16 protein-coding genes are annotated in these 15889 nt (G+C 49.0%); 7 read left to right on the top strand and 9 right to left on the bottom strand.

Annotated elements, in window-relative coordinates; all coding sequences use genetic code 11:
* The first annotated feature begins 18 nt into the window (after window positions 1–18).
* Together H8J70_RS09765 and H8J70_RS09760 are read left to right on the top strand one after the other, a co-directional pair.
* Entirely contained in the window at window positions 19–1020 is a 1002-nt protein-coding gene (locus H8J70_RS09765; protein WP_186503992.1) for a hypothetical protein, read from the top strand.
* 2 nt (window positions 1021–1022) lie between these two features.
* Window positions 1023–1343, top strand: coding sequence for a YkgJ family cysteine cluster protein (locus tag H8J70_RS09760; RefSeq protein WP_186503990.1), 321 nt, complete (start codon window positions 1023–1025; stop codon window positions 1341–1343).
* A 173-nt stretch (window positions 1344–1516) separates the two neighbouring features.
* On the opposite strand, the gene H8J70_RS09755 is transcribed toward H8J70_RS09760, so the two are convergent.
* The gene (locus H8J70_RS09755) at window positions 1517–2332 is read right to left on the bottom strand and encodes a basic amino acid ABC transporter substrate-binding protein (protein WP_186503989.1); all 816 of its coding nucleotides are present in this window, start codon (window positions 2330–2332) and stop codon (window positions 1517–1519) included.
* Between the two features lie 370 nt (window positions 2333–2702).
* Here H8J70_RS09755 and H8J70_RS09750 point away from each other — a divergent pair, with 370 nt between their 5' ends.
* Window positions 2703–3428: a DUF805 domain-containing protein gene (locus H8J70_RS09750; protein ID WP_186503987.1), complete on the top strand. Its 726-nt coding sequence runs from the start codon at window positions 2703–2705 to the stop codon at window positions 3426–3428.
* A 241-nt stretch (window positions 3429–3669) separates the two neighbouring features.
* On the opposite strand, the gene H8J70_RS09745 is transcribed toward H8J70_RS09750, so the two are convergent.
* The 7 genes from H8J70_RS09745 to H8J70_RS09715 form a co-directional block, all read right to left on the bottom strand.
* Window positions 3670–4017, bottom strand: a complete 348-nt coding sequence (locus H8J70_RS09745) for a hypothetical protein (RefSeq protein WP_222433666.1) — start codon at window positions 4015–4017, stop codon at window positions 3670–3672.
* 310 nt (window positions 4018–4327) lie between these two features.
* Window positions 4328–4693: a hypothetical protein gene (locus H8J70_RS09740; RefSeq protein ID WP_186503985.1), complete on the bottom strand. Its 366-nt coding sequence runs from the start codon at window positions 4691–4693 to the stop codon at window positions 4328–4330.
* 170 nt (window positions 4694–4863) lie between these two features.
* On the bottom strand, window positions 4864–5292 hold the full coding sequence (locus tag H8J70_RS09735) for a hypothetical protein (RefSeq protein ID WP_186503984.1): 429 nt from the start codon (window positions 5290–5292) through the stop codon (window positions 4864–4866).
* Between the two features lie 342 nt (window positions 5293–5634).
* Complete coding sequence (locus H8J70_RS09730) at window positions 5635–6015, bottom strand: hypothetical protein (RefSeq protein ID WP_186503983.1); 381 nt, start codon at window positions 6013–6015, stop codon at window positions 5635–5637.
* A gap of 298 nt (window positions 6016–6313) precedes the next feature.
* A complete protein-coding gene (locus tag H8J70_RS09725; protein WP_186503982.1) occupies window positions 6314–7096 on the bottom strand; it encodes an amidohydrolase family protein in 783 nt (260 codons plus the stop codon).
* Window positions 7097–7108: 12 nt separating this feature from the next.
* A complete protein-coding gene (locus tag H8J70_RS09720; protein WP_186503981.1) occupies window positions 7109–8350 on the bottom strand; it encodes a sugar MFS transporter in 1242 nt (413 codons plus the stop codon).
* Between the two features lie 18 nt (window positions 8351–8368).
* Entirely contained in the window at window positions 8369–9145 is a 777-nt protein-coding gene (locus H8J70_RS09715) for an SDR family oxidoreductase (RefSeq protein ID WP_186503980.1), read from the bottom strand.
* Between the two features lie 253 nt (window positions 9146–9398).
* Between H8J70_RS09715 and H8J70_RS09710 the strand changes: the two genes are divergently transcribed.
* The 3 genes from H8J70_RS09710 (at window position 9399) to H8J70_RS09700 (ending at window position 12387) form a co-directional block, all read left to right on the top strand.
* On the top strand, window positions 9399–10265 hold the full coding sequence (locus H8J70_RS09710; protein ID WP_186503978.1) for a helix-turn-helix domain-containing protein: 867 nt from the start codon (window positions 9399–9401) through the stop codon (window positions 10263–10265).
* A 353-nt stretch (window positions 10266–10618) separates the two neighbouring features.
* The gene (locus H8J70_RS09705) at window positions 10619–11416 is read left to right on the top strand and encodes a zinc-ribbon domain-containing protein (protein ID WP_186503976.1); all 798 of its coding nucleotides are present in this window, start codon (window positions 10619–10621) and stop codon (window positions 11414–11416) included.
* A gap of 89 nt (window positions 11417–11505) precedes the next feature.
* Window positions 11506–12387: a serine hydrolase gene (locus tag H8J70_RS09700; RefSeq protein ID WP_186503974.1), complete on the top strand. Its 882-nt coding sequence runs from the start codon at window positions 11506–11508 to the stop codon at window positions 12385–12387.
* A 70-nt stretch (window positions 12388–12457) separates the two neighbouring features.
* Here H8J70_RS09700 and H8J70_RS09695 read toward each other — a convergent pair whose 3' ends face one another.
* Window positions 12458–13042, bottom strand: a complete 585-nt coding sequence (locus H8J70_RS09695) for a TetR/AcrR family transcriptional regulator (RefSeq protein ID WP_186503972.1) — start codon at window positions 13040–13042, stop codon at window positions 12458–12460.
* 249 nt (window positions 13043–13291) lie between these two features.
* Between H8J70_RS09695 and H8J70_RS09690 the strand changes: the two genes are divergently transcribed.
* Window positions 13292–15214: an oxidoreductase gene (locus H8J70_RS09690; RefSeq protein ID WP_186503970.1), complete on the top strand. Its 1923-nt coding sequence runs from the start codon at window positions 13292–13294 to the stop codon at window positions 15212–15214.
* Window positions 15215–15889: the final 675 nt, after the last annotated feature.

Below are 15889 nucleotides of genomic sequence, written 5' to 3'. Positions count from 1 at the left end.
ACAGAGGAGGTTATAACTATGCCGATTCCCTTTATTTTAGGTGCCGTTGCAGCCGGAGCAGGACTCGTAGGTGCTAAAAAAGGCTACGAAGCCCATCAGAAAAATAAACAGGCTGGAGAAATGAACGACCGTGCCCAGCGTATGCTGGATAGATCAAAGCGCCAGGCCAACAGGGCCCGGAAAAGCGCAAATGATGCCTTAGAAGCACTGGGGAAAACGAAACTGAATACGATGCAAGGGCCACTTACCGATTTTGTGCGGGCCTTTGAACAGCTGCATCACATCGATTTGGATGACACACTAACGCCAGAGGATTTGCGTAACCTGAAGGGCTGCCGTGAAAGCCTGAGCGCCATGAAAGAACAGAGCAGTCTTGCCGGCGATATGGCCAGCGGCCTGGCGCAAGGTGCCGTTGCAGGCGGTCTCCTGGCATTAGGTGCCTATGGCGGTGCCATGACCTTTGGCGCAGCTTCGACCGGGGCAGCCATTGCCGGACTGAGTGGTGCTGCTGCTACTAATGCGACGCTGGCCTTCTTAGGCGGTGGCAGCCTCGCTGCCGGCGGACTGGGTATTGCCGGCGGTACGGCCATTCTCGGCGGCATCGTTGCCGGACCGGCTTTAGCCATACTGGGCCTGACGATGGATTCCAAGGCCAATGAAAACCTGGAAACAGCCCGCAGCAATTTGGCCTATGCCCGTCAGATCAGGGAAGAACTGCATACGGTCCGGGACCTTTGCGAGGCCATTGAAAATATGGGTAACCTCTATAGCAATCTGCTGGGAAACTTGGGACAGCTCCTCTGCGCCGTCGTGCAAAACCTGCAGCAGCTGATCCGCCAAAGCGGTACGGATTTCCGCCGTTATACACGGGAAGAAAAGACCGTCGTCGCCGAAGCTATGGCCGTAGCCAAGGCCGTTTCAACCGTAATTAATACACCTATCCTGACGAAAAACGGTGCTCTCAACGAAGGCTGCAAACGCATTGCCGACGATGCGCAAACCTTCCTGGCAGCACACTAAGGATGGAACTGAAATTTCCCTGCCTTGCCTGTGGCCTGTGCTGTCGTCGTGCCGGCACAGTACCCTACCTGGCAGACCAGGCAGCGGAAGACGGCGTCTGCTCCCATTTAGACAGGCAGACCCAGCGTTGTACCATTTACACCCGGCGCCCCCTCATCTGTAACGTAGCCGCCATGTACGATGCGTGTTTCAAAGAACACATTAGCGAACGCGAATACATCCGCGAAAACCTGCGCATCTGCCGGGACCTGATCGCCCAAAGCGGTACACCGGAACAATTGCGGCAGATTGTAGACCTCTTCAAGAAATACGAAATTACGTAGGCGGCAGCATGTATGAAAGGCGGAGCTGGGCAAGACTTCGCCGGCAGGCTATCTGCCTGTCAAAATGTAGCCTTTCTTGTTTTACGCCTTTTTGCGAATTAGTTATACACATAAAAACCTCGTCTTGCTGTGGGAGAAGCGGGACGAGGTTTTGTTGTCATATGAGAGAAGGCTTATTTTAAGGCATCTTCGCCGGATTTCGGCAGGTTCGGCATTTCTGTGTTGAACCATTTCTTGTAGAGTTTCTGGAATTCGCCGTTGGCTTTGAGTTTTTCCATAGCGGCGTTGACTTCGTTCATGAGTTCTTTGTTGTCTTTGTTGAAGGCGAAGGCAAGGTATTCCGATTTCGTACCGGGAATTTCGATTTCATTATATTTGTCTTTGCCGTCTTTCGTAAGGAAGTAGTCAGCAACCGGTTTGTCCAGGATGGCTGCCGGCGAGCCGCCTACGGAGAGTTCCATAATGACTTCTGAGTTGTTATCGAACTGCTTCGTCTGCAGGCCGTTTTCTTCCGCATACTGGGCGCCTGTCGTGCCGATCTGTATGGCTACCTGTTTGCCAGCCAGGTCAGCCGCTGTTTTGATGCCGCTGTTTTTCGGCGTCAGGATGACCAGCTTCGATTCATAGAACGGTTCGGAGAAGTTGACCTTCTGAGCCCGGTCTTTGGTAACGGTCATGCCGGCAGCAGCGATGTCCATATCGCCCTGCTGCAGCGTCGGGATGATACCCGAGAAGGCGATGTTGTTGATTTCCAAATCGCGGCCCATTTCTTTTGCTACCGCCCGGAGCAGGTCCATTTCAAAGCCCTGGTATTCTTTGGAGTTGGCATCTTCCTTGAATTCGAAGGGAACGAAAGTAGCGTTCGTAGCGACGCGGAGCGGTTTCGATGCATCGGCTTTTTTATCGGCTTTATCGTTGCCACAGCCTGCCAGCAGAGATGCAGCGACGATACCTGTTAAGCAGACCGTGAGAATAGATTTCCATTTCATAATGAGTTCCTCCTTGAAGTGAATAAATAATTGCTTCGATTTCTGTATTATACCATCTTTTTTAGAAAAGTAAATAGTTTATGCAATAAAAAAGTATAAATTTCAAATATTTCTCTTTCACATAAAAATGATAGAATAATGATGTTATCAAGTACTACACTGTGATTTATCAGAAATTATAAGGAGAGAGGAAATATGCATATCCTGTGAAGCCGAATTTGTATAACTGCTGGAGCTGTCTCAATGTGCAAAATAGGAGAGAGTGGCTTTGAAAAGGGAAACATAATCTAAAATTATTGTACAGGCCTGGGCTATAATGATATAATACCGTATCTTAGTTTACATTTTCTTATCGATAGGAGATGATCGTTTGGAACGTTCAACCGGCTGGATTAGTTTTCGTGGCCGCATGGACCGGAAAACATATACGCGAAAATTTCTATTAGCTTTTGCAGCAGGCATCTTCACGCTGGGAGCCGCTGTATTTCTCATCGTGGCCTTTGGTGTATTGTCCTTTAGTACGGCCATAGAAGAGAATTTCTACATCACTACGTTGGCAGACACGGCCATTGCCTGCTTGCTCTTTGCTGCAGTCAATGCTGCTGTTGCCCAACTTTCCCTGGGTGTTCGCCGCTTGCGTGACCTGGGCCGTTCGCCCTTTTGGGTCCTTCCGGCAGGTGTACTTTTCTGCGTGCCCCTGCTGCTCCTGTGCCTTATAGAAGGTACGGCGGCAACGGAAATAAGTGAAGAAATGCCGGTGACACGTACGGCACCGCCCCTTCACAATGGCTGGATTACCTTTACAGGCCGCATAAAACGGCATGAATATATACAAAAGCTCCTTTCCCTTACGATTGTGGGCCTGGCCCTGCAACTGGTCATCAATCAATTAGCGGATCCGGACGAATACCTCGCTTTAGGGTTTTTGACTGTAATCACCCTCCTGGTCTTGATCATCACCATCGCCACGCTTAGTCTCGTCGTGCGGCGCCTCCGTGACATCAATCGCTCGCCCTGGTGGGTCCTGACAGCCTTCCTGGGCCTTCCCTACGCAATTATCGCCATTGCCCTTTGCTTCAAAAAGAGCCGGTGGTAGAGGAAAAACAGGAAATATCAGCCTTATTTCTAAAGGGACAATGGGCTAGACTATAAATCTTTGACGCAAGAAGCTAGATACTAGGAAGCAGACAACCAGAACGAAATGCTGGAACACAACTGTTCTCAAGTTCTTGCCGGTCAGGAACGGCCCATGCAAGACATCTTCACTGACCTCCTAAAAGATTAATAAATAACAAAACCCCCGGCCAGGATTAACCTGGAACGGGGGTTTTGCGGTACTAACGTTCCCACAATGCATGGTAGACTAGATCAACGCCATTATTCTTTTCAATAGGCTGATAGTTCAGACAGGCTGCTGCATGCTGGCTTTTTACCTGGCCGTTCGCATCGTAGACCGCTTCTCGTATGAATGCAAAACTCTTGGTATAATGATTGAATTTGAGGCGAGCTACTTGCGTCATGCCATTGTACATGGTCTTTATCAGCACTGTGGCTTCGTAGTCGTTAGCCTTGACGGAATCGTTGTCCAAATATAAGGAAACGCCGTCAGAATTAGTAAGACAAACCCAGTTCGTAGCAAACACCGGCAGGCAATAGGTTACCAACGCCAGCACTACGACGAACAACTTTTTCTTCGTTTCTGAGACCTCCTTTCTCTGGTAAGTTGCTTTCTCCCATGCAGGAGCAGAAGGAAAATGTTGCTAAATATGTAAGAAATAACATAATACGGCCTTATTATAGCAGAGTGAATCAGGAAAAACTATAGGTGTTTTTAGTTTTTTTGCGATTTTGTGGAATAGGCTGATACGGCAGGAAAGTTCCCTGTAATTGAGACGTGATTGGCATTTACTGTTTTAAATGATTCGAAAGTAATCGAAGATATAAAAAGAATGCCCCGGCCAATGAGAAGTTGGAACGGGGCATTCTTGAATAGAATTAGTAGGGCCAGATGGCGTAATAGACGGATTCGATCACGCTTTCAGGTGGTATTGAATCATAATTTAAATAGGAAGGATGATAACTGTCAATGACACTGCCATATACATCATATTTAACATAATTCATACAAGCATATGTCTTGTCTTTCCGGTATATATATAGCTTTTGTAAAATACTTTCGCCAGAAGGTTTCACATATTTTACCCAAACGATAGCTTCAGAATAGTTTTTTCGCACAGAAGAATTATCGATATAAATATTTGTTCCAACCTCTGATTGTCCCAAATAATACCAGCTAGCCGCAAAGGACGGCATGCACCACGTGCAGAGAAGCATTAATAAGATAACTAATTTCTTTTTCATAGCCTAGCGCCTTCTTTCTTCCCTATTTCCCCCAGTTGCATAGACCTGCAGTGAAAATGTGAATGACTTACGGAGTAAAGTAGTATTTGTTTTTATTATAACAAATACACATAATAAAAACTACAAAATTTATGTATTCAATTTTGGATTGGGTGACAGTCACTTATCTCCTACCACCTCGCCCGTCCGCCGGAGCGGTAATTTTTTTCTTCGTCGTAACTGTCATCCCAGTCTTGGTCCGCTTCGAGGGAGTCGTTTTCACTTTGCAGGTCGCTGTTTTCGTCTTCCAGATCTCTGATTTTCGATTTCAGGTCCTCATTTTCTTCCCGCAGGAATTCTACGTCCGGATCCTCGTCGTAGTAGACTACCTGCGGCGGCTGCCCGTTTTCGTAGTCCTTTAGCTTTTGGTTGAGTATGGAAATTTGTCCCTGTTGTTGCTGCAGGGCGTTAGTTAGGACCGCGTCGGCGTTCCGTTGGCTGGCATTGACGGCTTCCTCAATTTGTTTCGGCACGACAAAGTGCTGATAATAGCCAAAGGCACAGGCTGCAATGATAGCGACGACGAGGGCTTCGCCGTGTTTTTCGAAAAATCCTGCCATTGTATTCACCTCCTTATACTGTATGGTGTGACAGATTTTGGCCGATTCCTGATGCGGAGAGAAAAACGAAGATATATAATACAGACTTATTATAGCAAAAATAAATAGAGAAAACTATACGGCCTGAAAAAACCTGACAGACGTCTGGAAATATGGTTGTACACGTATATAATAGAAAACTCATAAAAGGACATACGTATGACCGTATGAGCTGGGAAAATATTTAGTATTATAATTTATTATTGAAGTATAACGTGGACAGTAAGCAAGAAAATAAAAAAAGACCAGGACGCGCAGGTTCTGGTCTTTTGGAAGTATATATATTCTGTTGAGGGTGTTGTGTCAAGGAACTAATTCTGCATCAGGCCAAAGGTAGAGGTATACGGATGCGGCTGCTACATTCGGTTCGATATAGACATATTCTGGCTGACGGACAGGGCCGCCACCTTTGATACTGCCATCAGGATAGTAATCTACAAACGATGTCACGACAATATTGCGCATACTGCGGTTCAAGCGGGCCTGCTCGATCCGCCAGGTGCCGATAATGTCCAATAGCTTTAGCTTTACGACAGCGTTCATATTATCCCGGAGCATGGAATCCTCATCAATATAAAATTTGGTTCCTTCCGCTGTCTGGCAAAGATAATGCCAGGAATCAGCAAATGCGGGCATGCAGTACGTACAGAGTAGTAGAAATACGAGGACGAGTTTTTTCTTCATAAAAGACCTGCCTTTCTCATATCATGCGACAAAAATAATATGAGTAAATTATAGCAAAAACAAATGAGAAAGGCTATATAGGTCAGAGGATATACGTGCCGTGCTGACAGCGTCTTGTACCAAATGATGAAGATGCAGCAGACAGCTATCTGTCCCTTTTAGGCTGAGAAATGACTGGCCTGGCCCACAAGTGCCGGACAGAGAAAAAAACGATACGAGCCGGAATATGGCAAAGGCCCGCAACAGATCTGACAGTGGATCTGCTGCGGGCCTTTTGCCTACGCGTGTTAGGAGAGGCTTACGCCTGAATGTGGTACAGTGCCTTTGCCGTGTTGGCAAAGAAGTCCGGATCGTCGTTGAAATACTCCCGGACGATGCGGAGATGTTCGTCGAACGTCGAGTACAAGGATACGACAGGATAGTTCGACGCATAAATGAGGCGGTTGGGAGCAAAGGTCTGCGTCAGGAAGTGGAGGAGGTCCTTGACGAAGGCCGTATCTGCCGTAGGGAACCCGGATACCTTGCAGTATACGTTTGGCAGAGAGGCTAAGTTGGCCATATCCCGTTTATATGCAGCCGTCATGGCCGTGGCGTTGCCACAATGGTTGATGACGATTGTAGCCTGGGGTACTGTTTTGGCTGCTTCGTACATGTCGCCTAATTCTTCTGTACGGTTGCAGCTTTCAAAGAGCAGCCCTGCATCGGCCAAGCGTTCCAGCCCGGCGAGAAAGCTTTTTTCCAGGCAGCGTCCTTTCGGCGACGACGGTACGTGGAGTGGTTCCCGTACGCCGGCAATGCCCAAGGGAACACGCATGTGATCTGATAGGGTAGCCCGCATGACCTTGGCCAGCATTTTGGGCTCCTTCAGGCCGTAAATATATTCGTCTTCTTTCAGGCGGTCATCGCAATCCACTTCGATGTACACACCGCCCAAGAAGCGGACGTCTGCATGGGCCTTGTAGGCAGTGATGAGATCACTGGCAGCGTAGCTGTGGGCAATGGCCGGACAGTCTGCCAGCCAGGGCAGGTGCAGGACGTCCAGGTTCCAAAGGTGGAAATGACTATCAATGATGGTAAGCATAACAGAGTCTCCTTAGGATGCAATAGATTTCTTCTTCGTATCAGCCTGGCTGCCTTTAAAGCCATACCATGCGACGTAGAGGAAGCACGGAATGAGGAGCAGGTAGCCTGCTGCCGTGTTGGCCATATCGGCGATGCGGCCCATGAAGAACGGCATAATAGCGCCACCGACAATGCTCATGATGATGATACTCGAAGCAGTCTTGACCAGATTCTGCGGCAGGTTGACGATACTCAACGCGAAAATCGTCGGGAAGCTGATGGACATAAAGAAGAATACGGCAATGAGGAGGAATACGCTCGGGCTGCCCGTAACGACATTGAGGAGGACGACGAGGATGGCGTTGATGAAGGAGTACGTACCGAGAATCTTGCCGGCACTGAATTTCTTCATGAGCGGCGTCGTGACGACACGGCCAATGAGGAAGGCTACGAGGGCAATGCTAAAGAAATAGGATGCACGGCTGTCGCTCAGACCCTGCCAATGTTCGACGCTGTAGTTGATAAAGAAGGCGCCGGCACCGACCTGGGCAGCAATGTAGAGGAACTGCGCCAAGGCACCGAGACGGAAATGCTTGTAGCTAAAGAGCTGGCTGTACGAGCCGTCCCCTTCAGCAGCATCTTCATCGCCGGAAACGTCAGACCCTTCAGGCAGCTTGTTGACGACGAAGAGAATGAGCATGACGAAGACGATAGCCGCAATACCGACGTATACCATTTGGACATTGTGCATGTTGCGGTCAATATCGGTACCGCTGGCAATAGACAGGAAGAGCATACCGCCGATAATCGGTCCCAGGAACTGGCCAATGCCGTTGGCACATTGGGCAATGTTCAGGCGGAAGGCTGCGTTCTTGTCGCTGCCCAGCTTGGTAATGTACGGGTTGGCGTTCGTTTTCAGGCTGGCCAGGCCGCAAGCGATGATAAAGAAGGCTACGAGGAAAATGTGGAAACTGTGGGCATTGCTCGCCGGAATGATCATGAGAGCGCCAATAGCGTAGAGCGCCAGGCCCATCATGATGCCGCCCTTATAGCCGTATTTGCGGGCTACGAGAGAAGCCGGCGTAGCGAAGACGAAATAGCCGCCGAAATACGCTGCCTGCAAGAGGCCGGACGTGGCTTTCGTAATGCCGAGCTGATTCTGGAAATTCTTGTTCATGACGTCGATCAGGCCATAGCTCAGGCCCCAGAGGAGAAACAGGGCCGTGACCAGGACGAAGGCAATCTTAATACTTTTACTGCTGGCACTTGGCATAATAACTACCTCCTTACCCTACGTTAACGCGCGGTCGAGGTGTACATAGCCGCCGTCGACGAATACCCACTGGCCCGTCGTATGCGAAGCTTTTGGCGAGAGGAGGAAGACCGTAGCGTCACCGATTTCTTCGATCGATGTAAAGCGGTGTTCCAAGGGAATTTTGTCTGTAATGACCTGCTTACGCGCTTCCGGATCGTCGAAGGTCTTGATCCATTTGGCGTAGAGCGGTGTCCAGCATTCGCTGACGACGATGGCGTTGACGCGAATGTCATACTGCAAAAAGGCGGCAGCCCATTCCCGTGTCAGACCGAGGATTGCGCCTTTGGCAGCGGCGTAGGCACTGGTCTTGCCCTGACCTGTAAGGGCCGTTTTGGAGGAAATGTTGAGAATAGCGCCCTTGCTTTCAATGAGGTAGGGAAGGGCTGCCCGGACGAGTTCATAGTAATGAGTTAAATTGCCGTGGAGGCTGGTTTCAAATTCCTGCCACGTCGTGTCTTCAATGGCTTTATTATCATTACAGCCGGCATTGTTGACGACGCCAAAGATACCACCGCGCCGGTTGGCTACGTCGTCGACAATCGGTTTGATTTCATCTGTATTATTCAAATCGATGAGATGGAATTCGTAATCAGCACCCATGGCATCCAATTCTTTTTTGAATTCCGGTTTGTCCGAACGTGTTAAGATAACCGGAACAGCGCCTTCTTTGACGAGAGAAACGACGATACCACTGCCGATGCCGGCGCCACCGCCGGAAACGAGTACGATTTTACCTTTTAACTGCAAATCCATAATACGACCACCCTTTCTTAACTATGCGAATGTAGTATAGTTCAATTGCTTACGTTGAGAATCATGCATGATTAAGATTTTAAGTATCTCTTTTGCTCATACACATAGTATAGCATTAGGATTTTGCATTTTCTTGTGGTATACTATCCATAAATATAATTATTTTAAGATTAAGAATTACTTATACCTTAAAAATGTACTTATTTTACGATTTTTTGTAACAATATTATGATGAAAGGAGAAATGCATCCTTATGGAACACGAAAGCTATCACGAAATTATGCAGCGCGGCCGCTTTGACTTTCCTATTGGCTTCTATCATGTAGAGAAATATCATCCTCGCTTCAACATGCCCTATCATTGGCACATGGAATATGAACTCATCCATATCCTCCACGGCGGCTTTACCATTTCCCTCAACGATGAGACAATCCATATGGTACCCGGCGATATTGTCTTCGTCAGTGACGGCATCGTTCATGGCGGCGTCGTCGACTCTGATGACACCGTATACGAATGCCTCGTCTTTGATCCGCAAAAACTCCTTCTGCCGGCGAACTACCATGCGGCGAATCTGGACCAGATTTTTTCCCATACCCTGCGCGTCCGCAACCATTTCACGCCGGACGATCAGAAGCTGTCTGCTGTCATTCCGGCTCTCTTTAACCAGTTTCAGCAACACCAGCCCGGCTATGAACTCATCGTCATAGGCCTTCTCTATACGGTGTTTGGCCTTATTATCCAGGAAAAGCAATATACGACCGTCGCCGTAGAGCCTGTAGAAAGCAGCTTTGCCCAGTTGCAGAAACTGAAAAATGCCTTCCGCCTTATCGATGAAAAATACAGCACGGCCCTTACCCTGGCGGACCTGTCCAATGCAGCGGGCCTGTCGCCCAATTACTTCTGCAAGGTCTTCCAAAACCTGACGAAATTTACACCCATTGAATATTTGAACCGCTTCCGTATCGACCAGGCCTGCGTGAAGCTCGCCTATACAGACGCATCCATTACAGATATTGCCTATGCCTGCGGCTTCAATAATTTGAGCTATTTCATCAAGACCTTTCGACGGCAAAAGGGAATTTCGCCAGGCAAATTCCGCCAGAAGAATCGGGAGTGAAATCGGAACCGGGTGTGCCGTGACGCGAAGAGATGCATTCTGTTCAAAAAATAACCTCTTATATTGCAGAAAGAGTATAAGCAGGATATACTTTAGACTAGAACAGAAGTGGTGTAGGCACGACAGCGTTCCTTTGCAATTGCCTTGCTTTACCGTGTGAAGCGTATCAGAACAAGAAATACGGAAAATAGTTGACTATTAGCTGAAATAATCAAAAAGGAACGCATGACGTGAATTTCCTCTTTCCCTGTAGGACCCGCGTACGGTGCAGCCGTATCCTGTTTTTATATACTATAATATGTTGCCTGTAGCGGAGCAGTTAGACGAATAAGAAATGAAGGAGACTAACGGAAATGGCAAAATTTTGTAGAAAATGTGGCAGACCCTTAGAGCCAGGCGTAAAATTCTGCACGTCCTGTGGTGCCCCGGTCAATACGGAAGCAGCACCGCAGGAATCACCAGTCACTCCTCCCGCATCGGTCTATGAAAACGAACCTCACGCAGGACAGACCGTGCCGCCGCAGGCTGAAAATCCGTATGACGCAGCGCAGGAACCGCCTAAACAGTCTGGCGGTTTCGACAAACGTCCCCTCATTGGCGGCCTCATTGCTGCTTTGCTCATCGCCATTGGCGGCGGTGCCTACTATCATTACGACCAGCAACAGCAGACCATTCAGCAGCTGCAGCAAAAACAGGCCGAAACCGAAGCGGCTGCCAAGGCCCAGCGTGAAGAAGCGGAAAAAGCGGCGCAGGCACAGAAAGACAAAGAAAATGCAGCCAATGCAGCTGCGACGGCAAAATACATCAAAAAGGCGTTGAGCCAAATGGAAGAGATTGAAAACGGTATGTCGAGTATGGCTGGCCTGATTAATTCCGGTAATGCTACAATGGGACAGGTCATGTACAGACATAATGATATTTTAAGGCATATTGACAATACGAGAGAACTCTTGGCCAACATGCCCCAGCCTAAGGATCAAAAGGTGATCGACCAGATCAACGAGCTCCTGCGGTTGGAAGTAGCGCGGACGGATTGCATGCTCAATGGGGCACGGGGCGATAGGTCTCAGTTTTCCCGTGGCAATGATCTCTACGATGACTATCAAACGAAATATTATGATCTGACACAGCAATACCATATAACGCTATGAGCCGGCTGTTCATAAAAAGGCTATGTCTGGCAGGCCTGTTACTCATAGGTCTGTGCGCGTTGTTTTTCCTTGGCTGGAGCAGGGTCGATGTGCCGGCAGCAGTAGCACCACCGGAACAGGCTGAAAACGGCGCGCCTGATGAAACGGCTGATGCGGCACAGAATGCAGAAAAGGAGCACGTACAAACGGCGTGGCATGCGCAACTGGAAGAAAAACTGCCGGGCCTGTTAGGCCGGGAGCACGAAAAGTACGCGGTTTTTGCCTTTTATCCTAACCGCGACAGCCAGCCTTTTAGTTATCAGTCCCGTCCTATGCGCTCGGCCAGTATGATCAAGGTGTTCATTCTGGAAAAGGCCATGTCTGATGTAGAGCACCAGACCTTGTCCCTCGACGAAACGCTGACCCTGCACGGCTCCGATAAGGTTGGCGGTGCCGGCGTTTTCAGCGGCTGGCCTAATGGTTCAGCCATTCCCGTGCGCCAAGTACTGACCCTTATGATTACCGAAAGCGACAATACGGCGACGAATCTCATGATCGACCGCCTGGGCATGGATGCTATTAATACATATATAGGCAATCACGGCTATAGTGATACCCGGCTGGCCCGAAAGATGATGGATACAGAAGCTATGCAAGCGGGCCGGGAAAATATGACCTCCGTCAACGACCTGGGCCGCTATTTTACACGCCTCTGGCGGCAAGAGGACATGTCACCGGCGTCGCGGCCCTTTATGCTGGACTGCCTCTTTGGCCAGACTGATAGAGAATGCTTCCCCGCAGCCTTTCCTGAGGCGCGCATTGCTCATAAAACGGGCGAACTCGACGGTCTGTATGACGACGGCGGCATCATCCTGCGACACGACGAACCACTCATCCTTTGCATCATGGACGACGATATATTTAGCCGCTACTTAACCATCCGGACTATGAAAGAGGTAGCCAAGACTATTGGCGCTGTGTATGCGCAATAAGCAATAAAAAACGAATCTGATATCTCATCATGAGAGCATATCAGATTCGTTTTTTGTGTGGCTACTGTATTTACTTGTCGAAAAGCTGGAGTACCGGGTCTAAGTTAGGCGTGTACGTTTTGCCTTCCTTTTCAGGACTCATAAGAGCGAGACTGCCTAATAAATATTTCCAGTATATATCGCCGAATTCCTCCGGATCGCCGTTGCGAAACTCACCCTGCTCCTGGCCCTGTCGGAAGAGTGCACCAAAGTACGTGCGGCCAAAGTCTTCCGCTACGGGAAACTCAGGACTATCCACATGGACACCATCGCGGATCATAGCCGTAAAAAAAATGCGAAACGGTGGAATATAATCCTCGTAATAAGGATACGAAAGCAGACGCATGCCGAAAAGGCGGATGCCTGCACGAGCCGTCGGCTGGGCCGCACACTCATCAATGCAGTGCTTCAAATTATCCGTAAGCGAGAAGAGAATTTCCTCCTTCGACTTGAAATACCGGTATACGAGCCCCTTGCTGATCTCGGCCTCTTCGGCAATATCCGTAATTTTTGTATTTGCAAAGCCTTTCTGATCAAAAATCTTACTGGCAGCCAATAAGATTTGTTCTTTTCGTGTTTCATGGATTTCCTGCTGTCTTTCCTTGGATAATGCCATGTATACGCCCCCCTTAGTATGAGTATTCTCTTATATAGTAATCCATTGTAGGAAAAGTGACAAGAAATTTCCCTTCTCAAAAACGCATACTCTAGCCTATGTTATACAAATGACTTATGAGTCAATCTTTCTCTCGAAATACTATTGACTCGTGGGTCATTTTTGAGTATCCTATAGGCAATGAATGACCCTACGGTCAATCTACTAAAATTATCTTATTGTCTGCAAGAAGAAAGGGTGTGCATTTGCATGTTGAAACATCTCTTCAGCCCGCTCCTGGTTAATGGAAAACGACTGAAAAACCGCATGGTCGTCCCGGCCATGGTCATGAACTACTGCAATGAAGACGGTACCTGTACGGAACGCTTTACGGCCTACCACGAAACGAAAGCCAAAGGCGGCTTCGGTATGATCATCACGGAAGATTTCGCCGTATCTCCCTTAGGCAAAGGCTTCAAAAACCTGCCAGGCCTCTGGAATGATGACCAAATCCCGGGCTTTAAAGCTTTTACGGACCGTATCCATCAGCATGATACAGTCATCATCGCCCAGATTTACCACGCCGGCCGTCAGACTAGCGCAGCTGTCATCGGCCAGGCACCATGGGCCCCGTCGGCCATTCCCTGTCCCTTCAGCCCGGATATGCCCCATGAAATGACACTGGCAGAAATCCAGGAAACTGTTTCCAACTTCGGTGATTGTGCCCGTCGTGCCAAGGAAGCAGGCTTTGATGGCATCGAAATCCACGGCGGCCACGGCTACCTCATTGCCCAGTTCATGTCGCCATATTCTAATAAACGGACCGACCAATACGGCGGCCCCTTGCAGAACCGCATCCGCTTTGCCCAGGAAATCATCCGTGACATCCGCCGCAAATGTGGCGAAGACTTTATCGTCGGCTATCGTATCTCTTGCGACGAATTCGTCACTGGCGGCCGCACTATTGAAGACACAAAAGCCATCGTACCGTACCTTGAAGAAGCAGGCATCAGCTACATCAACGCTACAGCCGGCGTATATCGTTCCTTCAACGCCGTCATTCCTTCAATGTTTACTCGTCATGCATGGATTGCTGATTTGGCTGCGGAAGTGAAAAAAATCACGACACTCCCGGTCCTTTCCGTAGGCCGCTACAATGATCCCCGCGTAGCCGAAGCCGTCCTGGCCAGTGGCAAAGCCGACATGATCGCCTTCGGCCGTCAGTCCCTGACAGACCCGTACACACCGGTCAAAGCCAAAGAAGGCCGCTTCGACGACATCCGCACCTGTATCGGCTGTCATCACGGCTGTGTCGGCAATCTCATGCAAAACGTTCCAGGTGCCTGCATTCTCAACCCGTTCCTGGGTATGGAAAGCGAAATCACCCTGGAAAAAACGACGGACCCCAAGAAAGTCCTCGTCATCGGCGCCGGCCCGGGAGGCTTAGAAGCAGCCATTTATGCAGCCAAACGCGGTCACGACGTCAAGGTCTTTGAAAAAGAGCGCTGGGCCGGCGGTGCCTTCCGCTTGGCAGCCATTCCGCCCGGAAAAGGTGAAATCACAACCTTCACTGTATGGCAGCTCCATGAACTGGAAAAGCTTGGTGTCCAGGTCGTCCTGGAAACAGAAGTTACGCCTGAACTCGTAGACTCCCTCAAGCCGGACGTCATCATTGCTGCCAACGGCGCTACACCGATTGTACCGAAGAAAATTCCCGGCTCTGACAAAGCCCACGTCGTCACAGCCAACGACGTCCTCGCCGGCAAGGTCAATACAGGCAGCCGCGTCGTCGTCATCGGCGGCGGTGACGTAGGCGCCGAAACAGCCAACCACCTGGCCCTCAACCTGCGTCAGGTCACGCTCGTAGAAATGCTCGACGAAATTGCTACAGACGAAGTCATCGTACCCCGCTGGGGCCTCCTGGAAGACCTGGACCAGCATAAAGTCCGCGTCTGCACCGGCACGACTGTACAAGAAATCAAAGACGGCAGCGTCGTCGTCTCTGGTAAAACGAACGAAGAAATCCCGGCCGACACAGTAGTCCTCGCCGTAGGCTCCCGCCCGAACAAAGAACTGGGCGAAACCATCAAGGCCGCAGGCTACGACGTCAGAGTCATTGGCGACGCCGTCAAAGCTCCGAACAACGCCTGGAATGCCATTAGCGAAGGCTTCTATACGGCATTGGAACTCTAATTCTAATCTTATATAATGTGAAAAAGTCGGCAACGCTTCGGACTTTGGCTACAAGACCCGTGACCTCTTCGGTGACGGGTCTTGTAATTTTTTTATATATACGTGATACACCGTCCTTTCCGTACACGTTAACGGAAAGGAAAAAGAGGAAACGCATATGAAACCGTGTCCAGTGCGCAAGCTTGTCGCTTTTTGTTGCTTTCGTATGCATATCCCGTATAAGAAAAGGCAATTCCTTTTCGCACTCTGCCTTGACGAGTGCTAGATTTGGTGCTAACATATATGTATTAGCTATTGCGGACGTGCGAAAGAATGAATAAGCAAGAAGTGCAAGTTCTATTTTTTTGTGTCTTTTTACTGTGTGTCAGTGTGTTTGCTATTGTCTTTTTCTGTTTTAAAAGTTCTTCAAAAAAAGTGCTTGACAGAGAAGGGAGCAAATGATATACTTCAATAGCTGTCAGGTGAGGGCAAACAAAAATCCCTGAATGTAGTGTGTCGAGTGGACAAATAAGTTTAAAAAAACTTAAAAAAACTGCTTGACAAGCCGCATGAATCCTGATAAGATATACAGGTCGCCGCAAGACGACACGATGACCTTTGAAAACTGAACAATGTAAACATATGAACGCCATAAGTAGAGAACCACGTTTGAAGGAGCCGCAAGGCGACGCGCAA

This window comes from Megasphaera hominis (genome assembly GCF_014269395.1).
GTDB lineage: Bacteria > Bacillota > Negativicutes > Veillonellales > Megasphaeraceae > Megasphaera > Megasphaera hominis.
The sequence above is the reverse complement of the archived record's forward strand: the minus strand, read 5'-3'. Positions and strand labels throughout refer to the sequence as shown.

Excerpts from the sequence above, each read along its gene's own strand:
- H8J70_RS09765 (WP_186503992.1), top strand. The coding sequence starts at position 19 with ATGCCGATTCCCTTTATTTTAGGTGCCGTTGCAGCCGGAGCAGGACTC.
- H8J70_RS09760 (WP_186503990.1), top strand. The coding sequence starts at position 1,023 with ATGGAACTGAAATTTCCCTGCCTTGCCTGTGGCCTGTGCTGTCGTCGT.
- H8J70_RS09755 (WP_186503989.1), bottom strand. The coding sequence starts at position 2,332 with ATGAAATGGAAATCTATTCTCACGGTCTGCTTAACAGGTATCGTCGCT.
- H8J70_RS09740 (WP_186503985.1), bottom strand. The coding sequence starts at position 4,693 with ATGAAAAAGAAATTAGTTATCTTATTAATGCTTCTCTGCACGTGGTGC.
- H8J70_RS09735 (WP_186503984.1), bottom strand. The coding sequence starts at position 5,292 with ATGGCAGGATTTTTCGAAAAACACGGCGAAGCCCTCGTCGTCGCTATC.
- H8J70_RS09730 (WP_186503983.1), bottom strand. The coding sequence starts at position 6,015 with ATGAAGAAAAAACTCGTCCTCGTATTTCTACTACTCTGTACGTACTGC.
- H8J70_RS09725 (WP_186503982.1), bottom strand. The coding sequence starts at position 7,096 with ATGCTTACCATCATTGATAGTCATTTCCACCTTTGGAACCTGGACGTC.
- H8J70_RS09720 (WP_186503981.1), bottom strand. The coding sequence starts at position 8,350 with ATGCCAAGTGCCAGCAGTAAAAGTATTAAGATTGCCTTCGTCCTGGTC.
- H8J70_RS09715 (WP_186503980.1), bottom strand. The coding sequence starts at position 9,145 with ATGGATTTGCAGTTAAAAGGTAAAATCGTACTCGTTTCCGGCGGTGGC.
- H8J70_RS09710 (WP_186503978.1), top strand. The coding sequence starts at position 9,399 with ATGGAACACGAAAGCTATCACGAAATTATGCAGCGCGGCCGCTTTGAC.
- H8J70_RS09705 (WP_186503976.1), top strand. The coding sequence starts at position 10,619 with ATGGCAAAATTTTGTAGAAAATGTGGCAGACCCTTAGAGCCAGGCGTA.
- H8J70_RS09695 (WP_186503972.1), bottom strand. The coding sequence starts at position 13,042 with ATGGCATTATCCAAGGAAAGACAGCAGGAAATCCATGAAACACGAAAA.
- H8J70_RS09690 (WP_186503970.1), top strand. The coding sequence starts at position 13,292 with ATGTTGAAACATCTCTTCAGCCCGCTCCTGGTTAATGGAAAACGACTG.